Origin of the sequence: Massilia sp. IC2-476, from assembly GCF_020707295.1 — a bacterium.
Taxonomy (GTDB): Bacteria; Pseudomonadota; Gammaproteobacteria; order Burkholderiales; family Burkholderiaceae_D; genus Telluria.
In genome coordinates, this window is sequence record NZ_JAJFER010000001.1 from 263,949 (window position 1) to 286,756 (window position 22,808).

Annotated in this window: 17 protein-coding genes; 11 read left to right on the forward strand and 6 right to left on the reverse strand. The window is 66.0% G+C overall.

Going from position 1 to position 22,808, the window contains the following annotated elements; all coding sequences use genetic code 11:
- Positions 1–11: 11 nt before the first annotated feature.
- The gene (locus LK539_RS01285) at positions 12–1,238 is read right to left on the reverse strand and encodes a pyridoxal phosphate-dependent aminotransferase (RefSeq protein ID WP_227799098.1); all 1,227 of its coding nucleotides are present in this window, start codon (positions 1,236–1,238) and stop codon (positions 12–14) included.
- Between the two features lie 130 nt (positions 1,239–1,368).
- Between LK539_RS01285 and LK539_RS01290 the strand changes: the two genes are divergently transcribed.
- From LK539_RS01290 to LK539_RS01330, 9 genes are all read left to right on the forward strand, one after another.
- Positions 1,369–1,749, forward strand: a complete 381-nt coding sequence (locus LK539_RS01290) for an Mth938-like domain-containing protein (RefSeq protein WP_227799099.1) — start codon at positions 1,369–1,371, stop codon at positions 1,747–1,749.
- A gap of 78 nt (positions 1,750–1,827) precedes the next feature.
- Positions 1,828–2,202 (forward strand): SMR family transporter, encoded by a 375-nt coding sequence (locus tag LK539_RS01295; RefSeq protein ID WP_227799100.1) that lies wholly within the window; start codon positions 1,828–1,830, stop codon positions 2,200–2,202.
- Positions 2,203–2,430: 228 nt separating this feature from the next.
- Positions 2,431–2,922 carry a peroxiredoxin gene (locus LK539_RS01300; protein WP_267877660.1) on the forward strand — a complete coding sequence of 164 codons (492 nt, stop codon included), beginning with the start codon at positions 2,431–2,433 and terminating at the stop codon, positions 2,920–2,922.
- A gap of 231 nt (positions 2,923–3,153) precedes the next feature.
- A complete protein-coding gene (locus tag LK539_RS01305) occupies positions 3,154–4,992 on the forward strand; it encodes a PhoH family protein (RefSeq protein WP_227799102.1) in 1,839 nt (612 codons plus the stop codon).
- Positions 4,993–5,067: 75 nt separating this feature from the next.
- Positions 5,068–5,874 carry a hypothetical protein gene (locus LK539_RS01310; RefSeq protein WP_227799103.1) on the forward strand — a complete coding sequence of 269 codons (807 nt, stop codon included), beginning with the start codon at positions 5,068–5,070 and terminating at the stop codon, positions 5,872–5,874.
- A 29-nt stretch (positions 5,875–5,903) separates the two neighbouring features.
- A complete protein-coding gene (locus tag LK539_RS01315) occupies positions 5,904–6,260 on the forward strand; it encodes a YciI family protein (protein WP_227799104.1) in 357 nt (118 codons plus the stop codon).
- Positions 6,261–6,371: 111 nt separating this feature from the next.
- Entirely contained in the window at positions 6,372–6,740 is a 369-nt protein-coding gene (locus LK539_RS01320) for a YciI family protein (RefSeq protein WP_227799105.1), read from the forward strand.
- A 14-nt stretch (positions 6,741–6,754) separates the two neighbouring features.
- Positions 6,755–7,189: a VOC family protein gene (locus tag LK539_RS01325; protein ID WP_227799106.1), complete on the forward strand. Its 435-nt coding sequence runs from the start codon at positions 6,755–6,757 to the stop codon at positions 7,187–7,189.
- On the forward strand, positions 7,189–8,460 hold the full coding sequence (locus LK539_RS01330) for an RNA polymerase sigma factor (protein WP_227799107.1): 1,272 nt from the start codon (positions 7,189–7,191) through the stop codon (positions 8,458–8,460). The genes LK539_RS01325 and LK539_RS01330 overlap by 1 nt, the downstream gene beginning before the upstream one ends.
- Before the next feature lie 59 nt (positions 8,461–8,519).
- Here the strand turns inward: LK539_RS01330 and LK539_RS01335 are convergent, their stop codons facing one another.
- The 5 genes from LK539_RS01335 to LK539_RS01355 all read right to left on the reverse strand — a co-directional run bounded on the left by LK539_RS01335 (position 8,520) and on the right by LK539_RS01355 (position 19,318).
- Positions 8,520–9,317: a FecR domain-containing protein gene (locus LK539_RS01335; RefSeq protein WP_227799108.1), complete on the reverse strand. Its 798-nt coding sequence runs from the start codon at positions 9,315–9,317 to the stop codon at positions 8,520–8,522.
- Positions 9,283–13,455, reverse strand: coding sequence for a filamentous hemagglutinin N-terminal domain-containing protein (locus LK539_RS01340; protein WP_227799109.1), 4,173 nt, complete (start codon positions 13,453–13,455; stop codon positions 9,283–9,285). Before LK539_RS01340 ends, LK539_RS01335 begins: the two co-directional genes overlap by 35 nt.
- Before the next feature lie 175 nt (positions 13,456–13,630).
- Positions 13,631–15,217, reverse strand: coding sequence for a ShlB/FhaC/HecB family hemolysin secretion/activation protein (locus LK539_RS01345; protein ID WP_227799110.1), 1,587 nt, complete (start codon positions 15,215–15,217; stop codon positions 13,631–13,633).
- Between the two features lie 198 nt (positions 15,218–15,415).
- Positions 15,416–17,683 carry a CHASE2 domain-containing protein gene (locus LK539_RS01350; protein ID WP_227799111.1) on the reverse strand — a complete coding sequence of 756 codons (2,268 nt, stop codon included), beginning with the start codon at positions 17,681–17,683 and terminating at the stop codon, positions 15,416–15,418.
- Between the two features lie 15 nt (positions 17,684–17,698).
- On the reverse strand, positions 17,699–19,318 hold the full coding sequence (locus tag LK539_RS01355; protein WP_227799112.1) for an HD family phosphohydrolase: 1,620 nt from the start codon (positions 19,316–19,318) through the stop codon (positions 17,699–17,701).
- Positions 19,319–19,549: 231 nt separating this feature from the next.
- Here LK539_RS01355 and LK539_RS01360 point away from each other — a divergent pair, with 231 nt between their 5' ends.
- Entirely contained in the window at positions 19,550–20,446 is an 897-nt protein-coding gene (locus LK539_RS01360) for an MBL fold metallo-hydrolase (protein ID WP_227799113.1), read from the forward strand.
- Positions 20,446–22,803, forward strand: coding sequence for a GspE/PulE family protein (locus LK539_RS01365; protein WP_227799114.1), 2,358 nt, complete (start codon positions 20,446–20,448; stop codon positions 22,801–22,803). Before LK539_RS01360 ends, LK539_RS01365 begins: the two co-directional genes overlap by 1 nt.
- The last annotated feature ends 5 nt before the right edge of the window (positions 22,804–22,808 follow it).

The following is a 22,808-nucleotide window of genomic DNA, read 5'->3' on the forward strand; positions in this document are numbered from 1 at the left end:
CGTTAATCGGCTTAACGCGCGTGGCGTCGCCGGTAACCGTCCAGGAAGCGCGCGATGCGGCCGCAGGCATCCGTCAGGTCGTCGGAATTAGGCAGGAACACCAGCCGGAAATGGTCCGGGGCGATCCAGTTGAAGCCGGTGCCTTGCACCAGCAGCACTTTTTCCTCGGACAGCAGTTCGCAGATGAACTGCTGGTCGTCCGTGATCGGGTACATCTTCGGATCGAGGCGGGGGAACATGTACAGCGCCGCTTTTGGCTTGACGCAGGACACGCCCGGAATATCGGTGAGCAGCTTGTGCGCGAGGTCGCGCTGTTTCAGGAGGCGTCCACCGGGGCCGACCAGGTCGGCGATGCTCTGGTAGCCGCCCAGCGCGGTCTGGATCGCGTACTGACCCGGCGCATTGGCGCACAGGCGCATCGAGGCCAGCATGTTCAGGCCCTCGATATAGCCCTTCGCGTGGCGCTTTTCGCCCGACACCACCATCCAGCCGGCACGGTAGCCGCAGGAGCGGTAGTTCTTCGACAGGCCGTTCAAGGTAAGGAACAGGACGTCGTCGGCCAGCGAGGCGATCGAGACGTGCTCTTCGCCGTCGTACAGGGTCTTGTCGTAGATCTCGTCGGCGTAGATGATCAGGCCGTGTTGGCGCGCCAGCTCGACGATCTCGAGCAGCACTTCGCGGTGGTACAGGGCGCCGGTCGGGTTATTCGGGTTGATGACGACGATCGCGCGCGTATTCGGCGTGATCTTCTTGCGCATGTCCTCGATGTCCGGCAGCCAGCCGCTCTGCTCGTCACACACGTAGTGCACCGGGTTGCCGCCCGCCAGGCTCACCGCCGCGGTCCACAGCGGGTAGTCCGGCGCCGGCACCAGCACTTCGTCGCCGTTGTTCAACAGGCCCTGCATCGCCATAACGATCAGCTCGGAGGCGCCATTACCCAGGTAGATGTCGTCGATGCCGACGCCGGCGATGTTCTTGCCCTGGGTGTAGTGCATGACCGCCTTGCGCGGCGCAAACATGCCTTTCGAGTCGGTATAGCCGGCCGCGCCGTGCATGTTGCGGATCATGTCGTGCACGATCTCGTCGGGCGGATCGAAACCGAACACGGCCAGGTTGCCGATGTTCAGCTTGATGATCTTCTGGCCGTCGTCTTCCATCTGCCGGGCCTTTTCCAGGGCCGGGCCACGGATTTCATAGCAGACGTCGTCCAGCTTGTTCGATTTCAGGATCGGTCGCAAGGGGTCCCCTGTTCTGTGGCGCTATGTTGCAGTGCGAAAAATACCATTCTGCCGAAAGCGCCCGATTTAAGCAACCTCGCCTCTCGCGGTTACAATGGCCGCTTCCATCTCAATGCAAATGCGCGATACGATGAAGCTCCATTCCGACAATACCCAGCAGTACCAGACCGTCACCGGCTACGACGCCAGCGGGGTCGAGATCAACGCCCAACGCTTCAACTACAGCCTGACCGTGATGCCGGAAATGGCGCCGCGTCCGTGGAATGTGGCGCGTTTCGAAGACCTGAGCGCCGCCCACTTCGAGGAAATCGCAAAGGATGCGCCGGACGTCGTGGTGCTCGGCACCGGCGAACGCCAGCGCTTCGTCCATCCGAAGCTGGTCGCCAGCCTGTCCGCGATGCACGTGGGCGTGGAAAGCATGGACAGCCAGGCTGCCTGCCGTACCTATAACGTGCTGATGGGCGAAGGCCGCAAGGTCACGCTGGCCCTGATCATTCCACCTGCGGCCTGAGTTTTTCGGGCGGCCCGGCCTTTCCGCCCAGGCGGCGGCGGGCCCGCTTGCGCCCGGCCAGCCCATACTAATCACGACATGAATCCATCGGCTTTTGCCTTCATCATCACCGGCGTCATCCTGAACGCGGCCGCCCAGCTCCTGCTCAAGGCCGGCACCAACGCCCTCGGCGGCGCCATCCACCTCACCCGCGACAACTGGTTCGTCACCGGCCTGAAGGTCGCCACCCAATGGCCGATCGTGCTGGGCATGCTGTGCTACGGCATCTCGCTGGTGGTCTGGATCCTGGGACTCTCGCGCACCGACGTCACCGTCGCCTACCCGATGCTCTCGCTGGGCTATGTGATCGGCGCCATCGGCGCCTGGATGTTCCTGGGGGAAGTCATTTCACCGCAACGCATGCTGGCGCTCGGCGTTATCGTGTTGGGCGTGGTCCTGCTGGCCCGCAGTTAGGCGGCGGCGCCAGGAAAACATCGTTGCCAAACAAGCAGTTAAGCCAGCCAGGGCGCCATGTTGTAAAAAATGCTGACAATAATTTCATCTTGGCATCTTGAAAAAATGGCATAGCCGACCCATATCGCGTTCCAGAACCCATCCATACAGGACTGGCGAGAGAAGGCGGCCCCGATTATCATTCTGGTATCCGCTCCTGCTTCGCCGGGACCGGTAGTGAACGCCGCCATGATACGCCAGGAGAATCCCGTGGCCGAGAGCCCAACTGCAGCAACCGTCGAGAATTTTTCCGCGCCCATGACCAGCGGCCAGACCTTCGAGCTGGCCGGCCGTCCCGCGAAGTACACCGTGCTGTACTTCTACCCGAAGGACAACACGCCGGGCTGCACCACCGAAAGCATCGCCTTCCGCGAGGCCTATCCGGAAATCCAGGCCGCCGGCGCCGAAATCTACGGCATCAGCCGCGACTCGCTGCGCTCGCACGAGAACTTCAAGGGCAAGCTCGGCCTGCCCTTCGAACTGATTTCCGATCCCGAGGAAGCGGTGTGCAACCAGTTCGCTGTCATGAAGATGAAAAACATGTATGGCAAACAAGTGCGCGGCGTTGAGCGCAGTACGTTTATCATTGACGCTAACGGCCGATTGGTGAAAGAATGGCGTGGCGTGAAAGTCAACGACCACGTGGCTGAAGTGCTGGAATTTCTGAAGAGCCAGCCCTGAATAACGGATGGCTCCAGCAACCCAGTTCCTGTAACTTTGCTGGACATTGCCACCTATTTTGAGTCACAGAGCATCTCATCAGCATCACTCTCCCGACTGCCGCCGGACCGGCATCCTCCGGCTGCAGCTCAACCCGCAGCACCACTCCCAAGTAGCATCGTTTCCGTGCAGCGGCGCGCCCCGTGCTGCGCCCGCGCGTCCATCCAAGAACTTTTTCGAATCGAGAACCTGATGCCACTGCCAAAAATGCCTAGCAAGCCAGCGACCATGCTGCTGGCCAAAGATTATCCGAAAGCCGAACCGGGCAAGTCGCCCGTGCGTCCCGCGTCCGCCAAGGCCGACGCCGACCTCGAAGAACTGATCAGCGGCCAGGCCGTGCCCACGCCGAAGGCGAGCAAGGCGCGCAAGGCCAAGACCGCCCCGGCCGCGAACGACGCCGTCGCCGCCGGCGTGACCGGCACCGCACCGGTGAATGCCGTCAACGCCCCGGCCGCCGAAGCGCCGACGGGCGAAGCGCCGCTGGCGAAAGGCCCGGCCCGCAAGTCGAAGGACGGCGTCGGCGCGCGCCTGCGCGAGACCGATGCCGACCAGCCGCATCCGGTCAAGCACAAGCCGGTCGAAGTCACCGTCAAGTCCTCCACCAGCCGCAAGGCCGACAAGGCCGGCGCCGGCAAGGTCTTCGTGCTCGACACCAACGTGCTGATGCACGACCCGACCTCGCTGTTCCGCTTCGAGGAACACGACGTCTACCTGCCGATGATGACGCTGGAGGAGCTCGACAACCACAAGAAGGGCATGTCGGAAGTCGCGCGCAATGCCCGCCAGGTGGCGCGCACCCTCGACGCCCTGATCGCCAACGTCGACGACGATGCGATCGAAGCCGGCATCCCGCTGGCCAAGCTGGGCAACAAGGATGCACGCGGCCGCCTCTACTTCCAGACCAACCTGGATTCCGCCCCGCTGCCCGAAGGCCTGCCCGAGGGCAAGGCCGACAACCAGATCCTGGGCGTGGTGCGCGCGCTGGAAGACAAGATGGCGGGCCGCGCCATCGTGCTGGTGTCGAAAGACATCAACATGCGCATCAAGGCTAGAGCCCTGGGCCTGCCGGCCGAGGATTACTTCAACGACCATGTGCTGGAAGACACCGACCTGCTGTACTCGGGCATCGTCCAGCTGCCGGATGATTTCTGGAACAAGCATGGCAAGGACATGGAGTCCTGGCAGGAAAACAAGAACGGCAGCTCGGCCACCTACTACCGCGTGACCGGCCCCGTGATTCCGACCCTGCTGGTGAACCAGTTCGTGTTCATCGAGCCGCAGAATGGCGAAGCGCCCTTCTATGGTCAGGTGAAACAGATCAACGGCAAGACCGCCGTGTTCCAGACCCTGCGCGACTACAGCCACAACAAGAACAATGTGTGGGGCATCACGGCGCGCAACCGCGAGCAGAACTTCGCGCTCAACCTCCTGATGAACCCGGAGTGCGACTTCGTCACTCTGCTGGGCCAGGCCGGCACCGGTAAAACCCTGCTGGCGCTGGCCGCTGGCTTGGCGCAGGTGCTGGAAACCAAGCAGTACAACGAGATCATCGTCACCCGTGTCACCGTGCCGGTCGGCGAAGACATCGGCTTCCTGCCGGGTACCGAGGAAGAGAAGATGTCGCCGTGGATGGGAGCGTTCGACGACAACCTGGAAGTGCTGATGAAGTCGGACAGCGACGGCGGCGACTGGGGCCGCGCTGCGACCCAGGACCTGATCCGCTCGCGCATCAAGATCAAGTCCCTGAACTTCATGCGTGGCCGTACGTTCGTGAACAAGTTCCTCATCATCGACGAGGCGCAGAACCTCACGCCGAAGCAGATGAAGACCCTGGTTACGCGCGCCGGCCCTGGCACCAAGATCCTGTGCCTTGGTAACATCGCCCAGATCGACACGCCGTATCTGACCGAAGGCTCGAGCGGCCTGACCTATGTGGTCGACCGCTTCAAGGGCTGGAGCCACAGCGGCCACGTCACCCTGGCGCGCGGCGAACGCTCGCGCCTGGCGGACCACGCCAGCGACGTGCTGTAAGCCTGTTTCTTCCCCACCCAAAACGCTCGCTTGCAAAAGCGGGCGTTTTTCATTTGAGCCCTGTATTCGTCACGCATGATCTTCTTACTCAAACTGCTGCTCGTCCCTTCCCTGATCGCCCTCGTCACCCTGGCCGGCCGCCGCTGGGGACCGCTGGTGGCCGGCTGGCTGTCCGCCTTTCCCATCGTCGCCGGGCCGATCCTGCTGGTGATCGCGCTGGAACAGGGCCCCGCCTTTGCCGCCGCGGCCAGCGCCAATACCCTGCTGGCCGTACTGGCCATCCTCGTCTTCAGCATCGCCTATGCGCGCTGCGCCCACCTCGGCATGCCGCGCGCGATGACGGCCGCCCTGCTGGCCTACGCGCTGGCGGTGCTGGTCCTGAAAAGCCTGTCCCTGCCGCTGTGGGCCGGTTTCATCGCCGTGGTGGGCGCGCTGCTGCTGGCGCCACGCCTCTTTGGGCCTGCACCAGGGCAGGCAGGGAGCGGCAAGCCTGCCGGCGACCTGCCCTGGCGCATGCTGGCCGGCGCCCTGCTGTCCCTGAGCGTCACCTATGCGGCATCCAGCCTGGGCCCGCGCCTGAGCGGCCTGTTCGCCATGTTCCCCGTGATGAGCACGGTGCTGGTCGGCTTCTCGCACCGCTCGAGCGGCCCCGGCTTCGCAGTGGCGCTGCTGCGCGGCATGGTGAATGGCTACTATGCCTTCGCCGTGTTCTGCGTGGTGCTGTCCCTGTTGCTGCCCGCGCAGGGGATCGTCCGGTCCTTCCTGGCGGCCACCATGGCCGCGCTGGCCGTGCAACTGGGCGTGCGCTGGCTGGTCCAACGGCATAATGAAAAAACTTTGCGCGCCGCAGCGTGCCAGCCGTCGGCAGCCAGCTTAGAATAGCCGGGTTCAATCCACCGAGGAGGATTCCGATGCCGCACATGCTGTTGATCCACGAACCCATCGGCCAGCGCGCCACCCGCAACGAGCTTGAAGGCCGTGCCACCTACGACCGCATGCTGCGCTGGCGCGACGACCTGCGCAGCCGCGGCCTGCTGCTGGCAGCGGAATCGCTGGCCAACCAGGACAAGGCGGTGCGCGTCACGGTCCCCGCGGGCAAGGCGCGGATCGTCGACGGTCCGTTTGCCGAGGCCAAGGAAATGGTGGGCGGTTTCTTCCTGGTGAACGTCGACACGCGCGAGGAAGCGATCGCACTGGCCCAGCAGTGCCCGGCGGCGGAGTGGGCGACGGTGGAAGTGCGCGCCCTGGCCCCGTGCTACGAGCAGTAAGGCGGACGGCCGGAAAATAAGTCCGGCAGCGATGTCGAATCCTGTCCTTCCTCTTCGTCGTAGGTATGAACGCAGCCAACACGCTTTCATCGAGACCACCAGGAGACCGACATGCGCTTCATGATCATCGTCAAGGCCACCGCCGACACGGAGGCCGGCATCTTCCCCGGCGAACCGCTGTTCGCCGCGATGGCCGAGTACCACCAGGAGCTGGCCCGGGCCGGCGTCCTGTTAGATGCCAACGGCCTGCGTCCCAGCCGCGACGGCTGGCGCATCCGCTACCAGGAAGGCCGCCGCAGCAGCACCGACGGGCCCTTCGCCGAAATAAAGGAGCTGATCGCCGGCTACACCCTGATCCAGGTGCGTTCGCGCGAGGAAGCGATGGAGTGGTCGCGCCGCTTCCCCGCCCCGCACGGTGAATTCGCCGATGCCGAGATCGAAGTACGCCAGCTGTACGAACCGGGCGACCTGCCCTGCTGAACAAGGAGACCGCCATGAACAAGCAGATCTACGTGAACCTTCCCGTCAAGGACCTCGAGCGCAGCAAGGCTTTCTTCAGTGCGCTCGGCTTCGGCTTCAACCCGCAGTTCACCAACCAGGACGCCGCCTGCATGGTCATCAGCGAAGACATCTACGTCATGCTGCTGACCGAAACTTTCTTCAAGGGCTTCACGCCGAAGGCGATCTCGGACGCGCGCAAGAGCACCGAGGTGCTGCTGTGCCTGTCCTGCGACAGCCGCGCCGCGGTCGACGACATGGCCGCCAAGGCCAGGGCCGCCGGCGGCAACTGGCCGAATGCGCCCAAGGACCATGGCTTCATGTACCAGCACGGCTTCGAAGACCTCGACGGCCACATGTGGGAGCTGGCGTACATGGAAGGCATGCCGGAACAGGCGCTCGACGCCGCGGACGCGGACGTCGCCATTTGATGAACGCCGAGGTCGAACGCAGCATCGCCGCGGTCTGGCGCATCGAATCGGCCAAGATCGTGGCGGTCGTCGCGCGCATGGTGCGCGACGTCGGCCTGGCCGAGGAACTGGCCCAGGACGCGCTGGTGTCGGCCCTCGAGCATTGGCCGCAACAGGGCATCCCGGACAAGCCCGGCGCCTGGCTGACGACCACCGCCAAGCATGCCGCGCTCGACCGCCTGCGGCGCGACCGCGTGCTCCAGCAGAAGCTGGAGCAGATCGGGCTCGACCTCGAAGCCCAGGAGGCTCTGATCGTGCCCGATTTCGTCGATGGCCTGGACGCCGCGCGCAACGACGTCATTGGCGACGACCTGCTGCGCCTGATGTTCACCGCCTGCCATCCGGTGCTCTCGCTCGATGCGCGCCTGGCGCTCACGCTCAAGCTGCTGGGCGGCCTGTCGACCCAGGAGATCGCGCGCGCCTTCCTGGTGCCCGAGGCCACCATGGCCCAGCGCATCGTGCGCGCCAAGCGCACCCTGGGCGAGGCCGGGGTTCCCTTCGAACTGCCGCCGCCCCAGGAACTGGGCGAGCGCCTGGGCGCGGTGCTGGAAGCGGTCTACCTGATCTTCAACGAAGGCTATACCGCCACGGCGGGCGAAGACTGGATGCGCCCCGCCCTGGCGGACGAAGCCTTGCGCCTCGGGCGCATGCTGGCCGAACTGGCCCCGAGCGAACCGGAAGCCCACGGCCTGGTGGCGCTGATGGAACTGCAGGCCTCGCGCATGGGTGCGCGCCTGGATGCCGAGGGGCGCCCGGTGCTGCTGCTCGACCAGGACCGCTCGCGCTGGGACGGCGTGCTGCTGCGCCGCGGCCTGGCGGCGCTCGAGCGCGCGGCGCGTTTGCAGCAGCCGCGCGGGCCCTACGTGCTGCAGGCCGAGATCGCGGCCTGCCATGCGCGCGCCCATGTGGCGGACAGCACCGACTGGCACGCCATCGCCGCACTGTACGGCGAACTGGCGCAAGTCCAGCCCTCGCCTGTGGTCGAACTCAACCGCGCGGTGGCGGTCGGGATGGCCGACGGCCCCGCCGCCGGCCTGGCGCTGGCCGACGCGCTGGCGCTGGAGGGCAAGCTAGACGGCTACCATTGGCTACCGAGCGTGCGCGCCGACCTGCTGTCCAAGCTGGGCCGCGTCGAGGAAGCGCGCGCCGAATTCGAACGCGCCGCCGCCATGACGGCCAACGGCCGCGAACGCGAACTGCTGCTGGCGCGCGCCCGCGCCCTGCGCTCCTGACAGTAAAAAAGCCCCGTGGCCGGTGGCGCACGGGGCTTGTTGAATTGCAGCGCTGAGCTTCAGCGCACGATGCAGTCGGCGCCCTGTCCCTGTCCCTGGCCTGCAGCAGGCCCGTTGCCGGCCAGCGGTCCGCCGGCGCCCGCGTCGAACGAGGGCGGCGGCACGAACTGCAGGTTGGTGTTGGGCGGTACGATCACCGGCGCCTGATTCGCGTTCGGCACGTAGCCGAACTGGCCGGCCTGGAAGCCGAGCGCGCCGCCGTTGTTGGTCACGATGATGGCGCCGTCGGTTACCGACAGGTGCAGGCCAGGGGGCAGCGCCGGCGGCGCGCCGGATGCCGGCAGCTTCGGCGCGGCTTCCTGCGCGGCCGGCGCCACGTACTGCACCACGAAAGTGGTGCCGCGGATGCCGATGGTCGCGTTCGGGGTCTTCAGCGAGAACTTCTCCTTGTTGCGCTTGCCCATCAGGCCGGTGATCGAGCGCAGGCCGCCCTTCACCAGGCTGTAGCTGGCGCTGTCCGCGTCCGGCTTGCCCTCGTCGAACGAGAAGTTCTCGACCTTGAAGGTGGTGCCGGGACGCAGCGTGATCTCGCTGTTGTCGATGAACTTGATCTGGGCGTAGGTATTCTTTTCCGACACCAGGGTGTCGCCGCTTTCGATCTCGGACTTGAGCGCCAGTACCTTGACGCTGCCGTCCGCCTTCTTCGCCATCAGCGGGCCGCTCAGGCGCGCCACCACGCCGGCGACCTGCGCGGCCCAGGCCGCGTTGCCGACGGTGAGCAGCGCCGCGAACAGCAGCGCGCCCAGCGCGCGCTGCACCGGATTAGTTGCAATACATTTTTGAAGCTGGCTTTTCATTCTTTACTCCGGTGTTCGTACCTGCGGCCGGGCCGGCCTGATTCTCCGACTGCTCGGATGGCTTGCCGCCGCCCTCGCCGCCCTTGCTGCCATCCGGCGTGCCGGCGGCGCTCGATCCCGCCGGCGCCTTGGCCTGCGATGCCGGGGAACGCGAATTGAGCAGCTCCACGGTGGTCTGCTGGACCTGTGCCACCGGCTTCTTCGATTCGCCGCCGCCCTGGGTCGGGGCCGGATTGAACACGGCGCACTTCGGATCGGTCGGATGGGTGCTGCAGAAGTCCGGCTTGGGCAGCACCGCCACGCAGCCTTCCAGGCTCGGGTTGACCGCGCACTGTTCCAGCTTCGGCAGCTGCACCGAGCAGCCTTGCAGGGTCGGGCTGCCGATGCACTGCTGCAGGGTCGGCAGCACTGCCTGGCAGCCGGCCGTGCTCTTGTCGTTCACGCACTGCGACAGGGTCGGCAGGATGCCGCTGCACGACGGATCGCTCGGCTTGACCAGGCAGGCGTCGAAGGTCACTTTCAGCACCGCCGCGCAACCTTCCTTGCCCGGCGTGACTTTGCAGACCGAGAGCTCCGGCAGGCGCGCCGCGCAGCCGCTGGCGCTCGGGTTGGCCACGCACGCCAGGAACTCGGCGCGTTCGATCACCGGCGCGCAGCCGTACAGGCTGCCGTCCTTGCGGCAGCTATCCAGCGGCGGCAGGGTCTCGCCGCAGCCGCTCGCGCCCGGGTTCTTGATGCAGGCAGCGATGGCTTCGCGTTCGGCGATGACCGGCGCGCAGCCGTAGGTATCCGGCGACTTCTCGCACACGCCCCATACCGGCAGCGTGGCGCCGCAGCCTTCCGCCTTCGGCGTCCGGATGCATTGGGCGATGGCTTCGCGTTCGGCGATGACCGGCGCGCAGCCGTAGGTGTCCGGTGCCTTTTCACACACGTTCCAGACCGGCAGCGTGCTGCCGCAGCCCTCGCCCTTCGGATTGCGGATGCATTGGGCGATGGCCTCGCGCTCGGCGATGACCGGCGCGCAGCCGTAGGTGCCCGGCGTCTTTTCGCACACGCCCCATGCCGGCAGGATCGCCTCGCAGCCCGAGGCTTTCGGGGTCACGATACATTCGCGCACCAGCACCGCGCCGCAACCGAGTTTGGTCGGGTCGTCGCGGCAAGTCTGCGGCTGCGGCAGCACGGCGCGGCACTGCGGCGTTTCGGGGGTGCCGATGCAGTCACGCGTAGCCTGCTCGATCACGCCGTTACAGCCCGGGGCATTCGGATTGGCCAGGCAGGTGTCGAGCGGCGGCTTCGGATCCGGCTCTGGGTCCGGCTTCGGCTCTTCGTTCGGCTTGGTCCTGGTGATCGACAGCTTGCCCGGGTCGGACACCTGCACGCTGCCGTCGGGGGCGGTGACGGTGCCGCCGGTCAGGCTGACGCTGCCCGACGTCGATTTCACCAGGCCGGCGCCGCGGATGATCAATGGGCCGTCGTCGGCCGCGATCAGGGTCACGTTGCCGCTTTCGGTGCTGACCTTGCCTTCGATGGTCAGCGGGCTATGGGTGTGCAGGCGGATGTTGCCGCTGCCGGTGCGCACGCCCTGCTTGCCGCTCGGGGTGGCCGCGACGGTCAGGCCGCCGGTGGTCTCGATCGCGATCGCACCAGCATTGGCCTCGCCTGCCTGCACCACGTCGTCCAGGATCAGGATGCGGTCGTTGAGGACGTTGATCGGAGCGCGGCCGCTCGCGGTGTTCACCGCGCTCAGCCGGCCGGTGCTGGTGCGCAGCGCACTGGTGGTTTCACCGATGCCGCCGCGCGAGCGCAGGTCCATCGATTCGGCCTTGTACATGCCGGCGCCGTAGATGCTCGCGGCGTCGATCACCAGGTCCTTGCCAGCCTCGATGTTGAGGTCGGCGCGCAGGCCGTCGCCCCTCAGGTTCATACCGTATGCCGACTGCAAGCCCGAGATGCCGCCGACCGTGCCGACCTTCAGGTCGCCGCTCCAGCGGAAGATCATGCCCTTTTGTTCCTCGTCGCCGCCAGTGGCCCTGCCGGCCAGCGTGCTGACCTGGTTCACGGCCAGCATCTCGACCCTGCTCCCTTCCACCACCAGGGATGGCGCTTTCACCAGGGTGCCGCTGTCCTGGTAAAGCTCACCCTCGGCGCGCAGGCTCAGGGAATTGCCGGCTTCGATCCGGGTGCTCAGCGACGTCCCCTCGGTATCGTAGGGGTTGCGGCGAATCTGGATGCCGCCGCTGGCGGCGGTGATGGCGATGTCGTCGCCTTTGAGCTGGCCCGAAATCTGGGTCTGGTCGGCGCCGAGGATGCTGATCTTGCTGGCGGTGAGCACGCCGGACGTGGTGACCGCTGCGACGGAACCGAAGGACTCGTGCAGCGTGCCGATGAACTGGCTGTCCGAACCGGTCAGGGTGACCGGTGCGTTGATGTTGATCGAGTTCCTGGTATCGATGACCAGGTTACCGGCCATGCGCAGTTCCTGGTCGATGCTGATCGGGCCGTTGTGGGCGCTGCTGCCGATGTTGATCTCGTAGGCGCCGAAGCTGCCGAGGCGCTGCGGGTCCAGGCCCAGCGTGAACGTGGGCGCACTGCCGCGCAGGTAGATGGGGCGATCGTTGTCGAAGGGGTTGAACGAAATTACCGGCAGCACGTCGTTCACGCCGCCGATATGCCCGGCGAGCGTCATGCGGTTCGACTTCAGGTCGATGTAGTTGGGGCTGGCCAGCGAGCCGCCGGCCGTGATCGTGATGCTGTCCTTCGCGCGCAGGTCGATGCTGCCGCCGCTCGAGCTCACCGCCGCGCCCACCGTCATCGTCTTGCCTGCCTCGGCGCGCACATTGTGGTCCACGACGAGGTCTTCGCGGAAGTCCAGCTTGTCGGTGGCCTGCAAAACGATGTCGGCATTGGTCGCCTTCAGGCTGTCCGCCCGGATGTAGGTGGTATCCAGTTCCGGTTCGCTGAGGCTGGCGCCGACGACGAGGTTGGTCGGATCGATCAGCCAGGTGCCGGTACGCTGGCCGCCCGCATCCACGCGGATGCCGTCGATGGCAAGCTGGCGGCCCGAGGTTTCGACCAGGCCGCCGTTGCCGCCCCCGGCGCCGCGCGCCGAGATGCTGCCGGCCGCCGTGGTGGCGCCGTCCGACCACAGCACGACCTTGCCGCCCTTGCCCGCTTGCGTCGCGTCGGCGCGGATCACGGCATCCTTGCCGAAGGAAGTCTGCTGCGCGTTCGGCAGGGCCGGGTTCTTGCCCTGGTAGTCGCCGCCCACGAGGACGGTGCCGCCCTGGGTGGCGCCGCTGGCGTCCACCTGCGCGTTGCCGGCGATGGCCACGCGCTCGCCCAGCAGCTGGACTTCGCCGCCCGTGCCGGCGCCGATCGCGCTGGTGACGCTGCCCTGTTCGAGCACGGCTTCCTTGCTTGCCTTGAGGATAATCTTGCCGTCCTGGCCGACCACCGCGCTGTTGGCATTGACCACGCCGCGCTGGTTCACCAGCGCGCCATAGATGCCGATGCGGCCGCCGCTGGCGACGACCTGGCCCAGGTTGATGGCCTGGTCGCCCGGCGCCGACACGACCACGGTCAGGTCGGGATTGCTGGAATCGACCAGCTGCACGCTGCGGCCGGCGGCCAGCACCACCTGGCCGTTCGGGGCCGAGATGATGCCGGTGTTCTCGACGTTCGGCGCCACCAGGAAGACCTTGCCGCCGCTTGGCGTGGTGATCATGCCTTCGTTGCGCACGTTGCCGGCCGCATTGTTCCCGCCCGGACCAGCCGTGAAATTCTTCTTCCCGGCCAGGAAGTCGGCGTCGCTCATGTTCAGCGTCGAGGCCACCAGGCCGTTCACGTCCACGCGCGCGTTCTGGCCGAAGACCACGCCGTTCGGGTTGATCAGAAAGACCTTGCCGTTCGACTGCAGCGCGCCGAGGATGCGGCTGGGGTCCTGCCCATTGACTCGGTTCAGGACCGCGCTGTCGCTGCTTTGCTGGATGAAGCGGGTGATCTCGCCAGCGTTCACCGAGAAGCTCTGCCAGTTGATGATGGCGCCCGGTGTGTTCGTGATCGAGAACACGTTGCCGTCCTGGGAGAAGCTGGCCTGCCCGGCCACCACCTTCGGCAGCGTCGGCGCGGCGTGCGCCACACTAAGAGCGCCTAACAAAACCCCGAGGGCAAGGCGCATTGTCGAAGACAGTACGCTAGTACGGCGAGACGATGCAACGCAGCCATCGGGGGAATTGTTAGGCGCTCTAAAGCAGGCAGCGACGCACAGCGCCGCCCGGGATAAACGAATCAAGCCGTTTCTCATCTATTCTCTCCTAGTAGGCCAGGCCGACGCGCACGTGCAGCCTGTCCTTGTCGGCGCCGTCCAGGGCGCCTTCTTTCACTACCTTGCCGTAATCGACCTGCAGGTTCAGGCTACTGCCCACCGAGAAGCGCAGGCCGACGCCGGCGCCGGCGATCGTGGTGCTGCGCAGTTCACCCGGCAGCGCCTTGTTGCGCTTGCCGTAGGCCGTGTCGTAGAAACCCAGCAGGCGGCATTGCCAGCCGCTCCTGGTGCAGAAGTTCGGGGTGTAGGCTTCCAGGTTCAGGCCCAGGCCGGAATCCGCCGCCAGGGCGCGTTCGTCGAAGCCGCGCACGCTGGTCGAGCCGCCGGCGCCGAACTGCTCGCCCGGCACCAGGGCGTCCGGCGAATACTGGCCATTGGCCAGCACGCGCGTCAGCCAGTCGCTCGAGCCGAGCGCGCGGCTCCAGGCGGCGGCCAGGCGCAGCGCGCTGTAGCCGGCCTTGGCGCCGGCGCGCGCGGCCGTGAAGTCTTCCTGCGAACCGCGCGATCCGCCCGGGATGTTGCGCAGCACGCTGAGCGCGAAGTTGGCTTCGCCGTTATCGAGCGCCACGCGGCCCTGGTAGCCGATGCTCAGCGGGCGTACCGTGACGTCGTTGCCGAAGTCCTGGTCGAAGAACAGCACGCTGTTCTTGTAGGCCTTGACTTCCAGGCCGGCGATGAAGCGGCCTTCCAGCTCGCGTCCACCCAGGCTGCGCTTGGCCAGCACCTTGGTGTAGCGCGCGCCGTAGACGGCGCCGCGGCCGCTGACGGCCAGGTCGAACAGGCCGGCGCTGACCACGCCGGTGTCGACGTCGGAATAGCTGGCGTACAGGTCGAGCGCCGCGCCTTGCGCATACAGCGGCACGTGGTATCCCAGGCCCCACACCGCGACCTGGGACGGCTCTTCCACGGTGGTGGTGTATTGCAGGCTGGCGACGTGATCGCTTCCCCCCAGGTTCGCATGCTGCAGCACCACGCCGGCGTGGGTGCGGCCGGTATCGTGGGTGCCGGTGTTGTCGAAGTTGGCCATCACCGACCACGGGGACTCGTCGGCCACCTCGATGCGCGCATCGACCGTCTCATCGCGCTCGCCGCTGCCCAGGCTCAGCTTGACCTTCTTCGCGGGGTTCTCGTTGGCCAGCTTCAGGTTGGCCGACACGCGGGTCAGGTTCGGCGTTTCGCCTTCACGCAGGGCCGGCAGGCTGCGGCGGATGTTCTCGACGCTGAAGGCGCGGTTGCCCTCGACCGTGACCTTGCCAATTTTCGTCTGCTGGACGTTCAGGCGCACCACGCCGCCGTTGAGCTCCTGCTCGGGCAGCTGCACCGTCACCACGTTGTAGCCGCGTGCATGGTACAGCGCCTCGAGCGCCTCCAGGGCGCGCTGGACGTCGCCGAAGTCGCGGTCCTTGCCGGTAAACGGCGCGACCGCCGCATCGACTTCGGCGGCGGACAGCAGTGTGTTCCCGGTCACGTCGAAGCGCGTGACCTCGAAGCGGACGATGTCGTCCTGGGCCCAGGCACTGCTGACGGCCATGGCAAGCACTGAGCCTGCAAGCAGGCGCGCAAAGCGTTGTTTCATCGGATTTGCTTTAAAGATTGTTGTTTTTATAAGGTTGTCTTATGAATCTATAGAGGAAGACCATGCTCGACGGGCAGTTTATCGAGCTTTTTGTTGCAGTGGAGAAAATTTGCGGCGAGAGGGAGAACTTCCCCCATGGGAAGGGGGAATGCCCGGCCTATTCCGTTGTTTGAACGACACAGCCATCCTGCATAGGATTTACTTGGTGTCGAAGGTCGTTACGCCATCCCAGTCCAGGCCTGGCGGATGGCTGCGGTAATGGGCGATGCGCTCCAGGTAGAGGGCGTACAGGCCGCGCTCCGGATTGGCCGCGGCCAGCGCTTCGATGGCCTGCTGCGCCGCGTCCCACTGTTGGGAACGCACCAGGGCCAGCGCCGCATCCCACTGCCCCAGCTCCTCGATGACGGCGGGCGCCAGCTCGCCGGGTTTGCCGAGCGGCTCGAAGATCGCGACCGGCTCGTTCTTGCCCTTCACCCGCACCAGGTCGAGTTCGCGGTAGACGAATTCCGGCGCGGCCAGGCGCGTCGCCACCCCGACCGCAATGCCGACGCCGTAGACCTTGGTGATGCCTTCCAGGCGCGAGCCGAGGTTCACGGCGTCGCCCATCACGGTATAGGCGCGGCGGATTTTCGAGCCCATGTCGCCGACGTGCATCAGGCCCGTATTCAGGCCGATGCCGATCCTGAGCTCCGGCCAGCCGCGCGCCAGGAAGTCGCGGTTCAGGCGCGCCGCGCTCTCCTGCATCAGGAGCGAGGTCGCCACCGCGCGGCTGGCGTGGTCGGCAAAGCTGACGGGCGCGCCCCAGAAGGCCATCACGGCGTCGCCGATGTACTTGTCGAGCGTGCCCTGGTGGCTGGAACGGATGTCCTCGGACATCGCGGTGAGATACAGGTTGATGTACTCGCGCAGCTCCTTCGGGGAGAGGCCCTCGGAGATGGTGGTGAATCCGCGCACGTCGACGAACATGACCGTCAGCTCGCGGCTCTCGCCATCCATGTTGTAGGCTTGCGGGTCCTCGGCCATCTTCTCGACCAGCTCGGGCGCCACGTATTCGCCGAAGCGCGTGACAAGCGCCCTGCCCTTGCGGAACTCGAAGAAGTAGCCCCAGGCGAGGTTCAGCACGAACAGGGACGCGACCAGGAGCAGGCAGATGAAGACGTTCAGGACCAGGTCGTGTTCCGTGTACGCGTACCAGTTCAGCCAGCCGGTGGCGACGAAGACGCCGGATGCGAGCAGCACCGACCAGGCGGGGGCCAGGGCCGGCAAGGTGAAGGTCAGCACCAGTCCCACGGCGACCACCAGGCAGGCCTCGAGGGCCTCGGCAACCCCGGGACGGACCTTGAAGCGGCCGTCGATCATCGACTTGATCATGTTGGCGTGGATCTCGACCCCGGGATACTCGGCGTTCACCGGCGTCGCGCGCAAGTCGAGCAATCCCGGCGCGGTGGTACCGACCAGCACGATCGTGCCCTCGAGCACCTCCTTCGGCACCTTGCCCTTCAGGACATCACTGGCCGAGACATAGCGAAAGGCTCCGCCCTCCGGCCCGCCACTACCGCGAAACTGGACGGTGGACGTCATTCGGTAGCCCACCGGGAAGCGGACTACCCCGGCCTTGCTGGTGAACAGCTGAATCGTGTCGAAGTCGGAGGCGTCGCGCTGGGACTGGGACATCTCGTCCTTGTTCGTGTCGAGGACCGGCTTGACCGCCCGGGCGTCGAGGAAGGCCGCCATCGTGGCCAAGGAAAGCGATGGATAGTAGCCGTCCCCGATGCGGAAGAGCACCGGCGACGAGCGCACCAGACCATCCGCATCCATCACGGCCGTGAACACGCCGGCGCCGGCCGCGGCCTGCTGGAGGCGCGCGATGTTGGCCTCGTAGCCTTCGCCGCTATGCGCATAGGCTTCGCGGCCGTTCAGGAAATCGGTATCGAAATACGGTGCGGGCAGCACGCCCTTGGTCTGGCTGCCCGACAGGTTGAAGCCGAGCACCACCGGCCGCCCTTTCATGGACGCCGCAAACATGCCGTCATAGTCCAGCGCCGGCTTGAGCCGCGCGAGCTGGTCATGCAGCGCAGGCACTTCTTTCAGCTCCGTTCTGGCCAGGCGCTCCAGCACCTCATAGCCGGAGCTGGTATCCGGCTCCGGGAACGAAATGTCGAAACCGACCACGCCCACCTCGTAATGGCGCGTCAACTGGTCGACCAGCTTGGCCAGCACGTTGCGGCTCCACGGAAAGCGTCCCACTTCGGTCAGGCTCTTGCTGTCGATGTCGACAATCACGATGCCGGGCTCGAGCTCGAAAGGCTCGAGGCGCATGCGCATGTCCGCGATGATGGTGTCCTGGCGCTCGATGGTATGGCTGGTCCAGTCGCCGCGGACGTACAACACGGCGGCAAGCGTCAGCAGCAGTCCGAGCGCCCAGCGCGCCCCATACCGGGAAAAAGCCTGGCGAAGACGTTTCATCGCAACTGCGGGAACCTAGGGCCGGTAACCCGGGATCTGCGACTCGTCGATCTCGTCGATCTGGTGCGCATCCATGTTCTTGTGCGCGAACTGCAGGTAGACGCGGTTGCGCACGAAAATGTCGAACAGGTCCGGATCGATGTGGCCGTTGAGCGCGAACTTGCCGAGGATGTGCAGCGACTCGGACAGTTTCTTGCCCTTCTTGTAGGGACGGTCGCAGGCGGTCAGCGCCTCGAAGATGTCGGCGATCGCCATGATGCGCGCCGGCACCGACATCTGTTCCTTCGTCAGGCCTTTCGGATAGCCCTTGCCGTCCATGCGCTCGTGGTGGCCGCCCGCGTATTCCGGCACGTTCTTCAGGTGCTTCGGCCACGGCAGCGACTCCAGCATGCGCACGGTGACGTCGATGTGGTTGTTGATGATCTTGCGCTCGTCGTCGGTCAGGGTGCCGAAGCGCACAGTCAGGTTGCGCACTTCGTCGTCCGACAGGAAGGCCGCTTCCCGTCCATCCGGCCCGGTCCAGCGGTACGCGGCGATGCGGCGTACGCGTTCCTGGTCTTCGACCGACATGCCTTCGCCGCCGACGTTGGCGTGGCGCAGGAAGTCGCGGTCGGCCTTGATGCGCGCCTGTTCCGACTGCAGGCGGTCCTCGATCGCCTCGGCATTCGCGCCCGGCTCGATTCTCGCGCGCAGCGCACGGATTTCGCAGTCGCGCAGCAGCACCTCGAAGCGCGTGTCCACCAGGTGGATGCGATCAAAAATGGTTTCCAGCTTGGTCGACTTGTCGACCACGTGCACGGGCGTGGTGATCTTGCCGCAGTCGTGCAGCAGGCCGGCCAGCCACAATTCCTTGCGGTCGGCGTCGGTCATGCGGAACCCGGCCAGCGGGCCGTGGGGGGTGGCGTGCACCGCCTCGGCCAGCATCATGGTCAGCTCGGGCACGAACTGGCAGTGGCGGCCGGTGTACGGCGACTTTTCGTCGATGCCGATGTTGATCAGGTTGACCAGCGCTTCCAGCAGGTTCTCGAGCTGCTGGATCAGGAGCTGGTTGGTCAGCGCCACCGCCGCCTGCGCCGCCAGGGCTTCGATGAAGCGCTGGTCGGTCTGGGTGAACACGCAGATCTCGCCGGTCTCGGGATTCTTGGCGTTGACCAGCTGGAGCACGCCCACCAGTTCGCCCTCGTGGTCGGTCATCGGTACCGTGAGGATCGACTGCGAGTGGTAGCCGAAGGCGGTGTCGAAGGAGCGCATGCCCGAGAAGTTGAAGACGTCGGCCTTGTAGACGTCTTCGATGTTCACCGACTGGTTGAAGTTGGCCGCATAGGCCGCCACCGACGCGATGTTCTTGTTGCCGTAGTTGTCGTAGAGCGGCACCGGCGCGATGTCGATCGGCTTGCCGCTGACGCCACCCTGGTAGATGTCGAGGGTGTCGTTGATCGAGATGTGGAAGCACAGGCTCTTGCGGTCCTCGCTCGGGCGGTACAGGGTGCCGCCGTCGGCGTCGGTCATGTGCTTGGCCACGCGCAGGATGCGGTCGAGCAGCGCGGCGGTATCGTGCGTGTCTCCCAGCGCCACGCTGACTTCCGTAAGCTGGTGCAGGCGTTGCGCGATTTGTGTGGGATTCAGCTCTTGCATGATGGTTCGGCCGGGAGGGACGCCGTATGCATGAGGCTAGAGCATATGCACACGGAAACTTATTTGCCAGTTGGTAATTTCCGAAAGTGTAGCTTTGTTACGACCTGGTGTATATGGGACGTGGGTGGAAGTGTCGAAAAATTACAATTTTGGGACGCTTTTCAGGACAATGCCGCTATCATGATCGATGTTCCAAAATAACAAAGACAGATAGTCCGGCTGGGAGTACCAATGAAATTCCGCTTCTGGGGGGTGCGAGGTTCGATACCGTCCCCAGGTCCTCGTACCGCGCGCTACGGCGGCAACACCACCTGCATCGAAGTTCGCAGCGACGACGGCACCCTGATCATCCTCGACGGCGGAACCGGCCTGTTCCCGCTGGCGCAGCACCTGCTCGCCTCGCCGCCGCGTCCGCCCATCCAGGCCAACATCTTCATCACCCACAGCCACTGGGACCATATCCACGGCCTGCCCTTCTTCACGCCCCTGTTCATCAAGGGCAGCCGCGTGCGCCTGCACGGCGCCTATGACCCGGTCACCCGCAGCGGCATCGAGCACGTGATGGGCGTGCAGCTGCAGAACAGCTACTTCCCGGTCAGCGAAACGCAGATGGGCGCCACCATCGAATACCGCACCCTGGACATCGGCGCGCCGATCGAAGTGGGCGATGCGGTGGTGGGCAACGTCCTGATGAACCACCCGGTCACCAACCTCGGCTACCGCATCGCCTGCAATGGCCGTTCGCTGTTCTTCACCGGCGACCACGAACCCTGGCACAACCCCTATCCACCGGGCGACTCGGCCTTCGACGCCTTCGAACAGCACCTGCACGATCGCCAGCGCGCCATCGACGCCGCGATGGAAGGCGTGGACGCCCTGATCGTCGACTGCTCCTACACCCGCGAGGAATACCCAGCCAAGGCCGGCTGGGGCCACGGCACCTTCGACGCCGCCATCGAGATGGCGCTGCGCGTCGGCGCGCGCGCCCTGTACTGCACCCACCACGAACCGACCCGCAGCGACGACGAGCTCGAAGCCGCCTTTGCCGCGGTCACCGCGCGCTACCGCGACCGCCTCGGATCGCTCGAGGTCCACCTGGCCTTCGAAGGCCTGGAAGTGGCGCTCTGATGAACGCGCCCATGGGTGGTCCCGCTCCCGCACGCGCGCAGGACGACACAGCCGGCCAGCTGGTCTTCCTCCGCAAGCTGCAGGCGATCACCAACCGTATCCACGCCACCGCCCGGGTCGAAGAGATCATGCTCGACCTCGGGCTGGATTTCTGCGACCTGCTCGACTGCGACCGCTTCACCCTGTACGCGATGGCGCCCGACAAGGAACACATCGTCTCGCGGGTCAAGACCGGCCTGACCACCGTGCGCGAGCTGCGCCTGCCGCTCGGCCCCGCGTCGATCGCCGGCTATGTGGCCCAGACCCGCCAGGCGGTCGCGATCGCCGACGTCTACGACGAGGCCGAACTGCGGCGGATATCGCCCGCGCTGCAGTTCCAGCGCGGCGTCGACCAGCGCACCGGCTACCGCACCCGCCAGATGCTGGTCGCGCCCCTGCAGGACGCTCTTGGAGAGCTGCTGGGCGTGGTCCAGTTCATCAACCACCGCGGTGGCGGCCCCTTCCCGGCGCGCGCGATGGAGGCGGTGCGCCAGCTGGGAGAGACCCTGTCGGTAGCGCTCAGCCAGCGCCTCGCTCCCCAGCGCATGCGCGGCAAATACGACGCGCTGGTCCGGGAAGCCCTGCTGAGCCAGGAAGAACTGGAGCAGGCCGGCCGCCGCGCGCGCGAGCGCGATGCCGACCTCGAAGACGTGCTGGAAGGCGAGCTGCACGTGCGCCGAGCCGCCATCGGCGCGGCGCTGGCCGCCTGGTTCAAGCTGCCCTACGAGCCCTTCCGGCCGGAGCGCGTCAAGCCGGTCGACCTGCTGCGCAACCTGAAGGCGCAGTATGTCGAGGAGAACGGCTGGCTGCCGCTCGAGGACGGCCCCAACGGCCTGGTGGTGCTGGCAGTGGACCCGGAGCGCACCGCGGCCAGCCGCATCGTCGGCCAGCTGTTCCCGAAAGCGAAGGTCAGCTGGCGCGTCACCACGCGCGCCGAATTCCGCCAGACCCTGGAAGCCTTCTTCGGCACCGGCAGCAGCAGCGAAACCGTGGGCGAGCTGCTCTCGGGGTTGGAAGACGACGAGGACCACGAGTCCTCGGCGGACATCTCGGAGGCGGTCGAGAACGAACTGGTGCGCCTGCTGAACAAGGTCATCGTCGACGCCTACCGCCAGGGCGTGTCGGACATCCACATCGAGCCGCAGCCGGGCAAGGGCAAGACCGGGATCCGCTTCCGCAAGGACGGCGTGCTGGTGCCCTACATCGAAATTCCGTCGAGCTACCGCAATGCGCTGGTGGCGCGCATCAAGATCATGTGCGACCTCGACATCTCCGAGCGCAGGAAGCCGCAGGACGGCAAGATCCGCTTCAGGAAGTACGGCCCGCTCGACATCGAGCTGCGGGTGGCGACCATCCCCTCGGCCGGCGGCGTCGAGGACGTGGTGATGCGCATCCTGCAGGCGGGCGAACCGATTCCCCTTAGCAAGCTCGGGCTGAGCGACTACAACCTCGGCCGCCTGCTGCCGGCGATCGAAAAGCCCTATGGCCTGTTCTTCGTGTGCGGCCCTACCGGCTCGGGCAAGACCACCACCCTGCACTCGATCCTGCACCACCTGAACACGCCGGAAACCAAGATCTGGACCGCCGAGGACCCGGTGGAGATCACGCAGAAGGGCCTGCGCCAGGTGCAGGTCAACCGCAAGGCGGGGCTGGACTTCGCCAGCGTCATGCGCGCGTTCCTGCGCGCCGACCCGGACGTGATCATGGTCGGCGAGATGCGCGACAAGGAAACCGTCAGCACCGGCATCGAAGCCTCGCTGACCGGCCACCTGGTGTTCGCCACGCTGCACACCAACAGCGCGCCCGAATCGATCGTGCGCCTGCTCGACATGGGGATGGACCCCTTCAATTTTGCCGATGCCCTGCTGGGCATCCTCGCGCAGCGCCTCGCGCGCCGCCTGTGCACGACCTGCCGCCAGTCCTATTCACCGGACCCTGCGGAAGTGGAGGCACTGCTGGCGGAGTATTGCGAAGACCTGCGCGGGACCGCGTCGCACCAGGCTGATCCCGAGGCGGCGCGCAACCGGATTCTCGAGGCTTGGCGCCAGCGCCACGGCGATGCCGATGGCCGCTTCACCCTGTACCGCGCGGTCGGTTGCGACGACTGCAACAAGGGCTACCGCGGCCGCATCGGCCTGCACGAGCTGATGCTCGGCAGCGATGCCGTCAAGCGCCTGCTCGTCGAGCACAGCCGGGTGTCAAGCCTGCTCGACGCGGCGCTCGACGACGGCATGCTGACCCTGAAGATGGACGGGATCGAGAAAGTGTTTGCCGGCCTCACCGATATCAAGATGGTCAGGGCGGTTTGTATCAGGTAGTACCC

Excerpts from the sequence above, each read along its gene's own strand:
- LK539_RS01345 (WP_227799110.1), bottom strand. The coding sequence starts at position 15,217 with ATGAAACAACGCTTTGCGCGCCTGCTTGCAGGCTCAGTGCTTGCCATG.
- LK539_RS01360 (WP_227799113.1), top strand. The coding sequence starts at position 19,550 with ATGAAATTCCGCTTCTGGGGGGTGCGAGGTTCGATACCGTCCCCAGGT.
- LK539_RS01320 (WP_227799105.1), top strand. The coding sequence starts at position 6,372 with ATGCGCTTCATGATCATCGTCAAGGCCACCGCCGACACGGAGGCCGGC.
- LK539_RS01315 (WP_227799104.1), top strand. The coding sequence starts at position 5,904 with ATGCCGCACATGCTGTTGATCCACGAACCCATCGGCCAGCGCGCCACC.
- LK539_RS01300 (WP_267877660.1), top strand. The coding sequence starts at position 2,431 with ATGATACGCCAGGAGAATCCCGTGGCCGAGAGCCCAACTGCAGCAACC.
- LK539_RS01305 (WP_227799102.1), top strand. The coding sequence starts at position 3,154 with ATGCCACTGCCAAAAATGCCTAGCAAGCCAGCGACCATGCTGCTGGCC.
- LK539_RS01290 (WP_227799099.1), top strand. The coding sequence starts at position 1,369 with ATGAAGCTCCATTCCGACAATACCCAGCAGTACCAGACCGTCACCGGC.
- LK539_RS01350 (WP_227799111.1), bottom strand. The coding sequence starts at position 17,683 with ATGAAACGTCTTCGCCAGGCTTTTTCCCGGTATGGGGCGCGCTGGGCG.
- LK539_RS01310 (WP_227799103.1), top strand. The coding sequence starts at position 5,068 with ATGATCTTCTTACTCAAACTGCTGCTCGTCCCTTCCCTGATCGCCCTC.
- LK539_RS01335 (WP_227799108.1), bottom strand. The coding sequence starts at position 9,317 with ATGAAAAGCCAGCTTCAAAAATGTATTGCAACTAATCCGGTGCAGCGC.
- LK539_RS01355 (WP_227799112.1), bottom strand. The coding sequence starts at position 19,318 with ATGCAAGAGCTGAATCCCACACAAATCGCGCAACGCCTGCACCAGCTT.
- LK539_RS01325 (WP_227799106.1), top strand. The coding sequence starts at position 6,755 with ATGAACAAGCAGATCTACGTGAACCTTCCCGTCAAGGACCTCGAGCGC.
- LK539_RS01295 (WP_227799100.1), top strand. The coding sequence starts at position 1,828 with ATGAATCCATCGGCTTTTGCCTTCATCATCACCGGCGTCATCCTGAAC.
- LK539_RS01330 (WP_227799107.1), top strand. The coding sequence starts at position 7,189 with ATGAACGCCGAGGTCGAACGCAGCATCGCCGCGGTCTGGCGCATCGAA.
- LK539_RS01365 (WP_227799114.1), top strand. The coding sequence starts at position 20,446 with ATGAACGCGCCCATGGGTGGTCCCGCTCCCGCACGCGCGCAGGACGAC.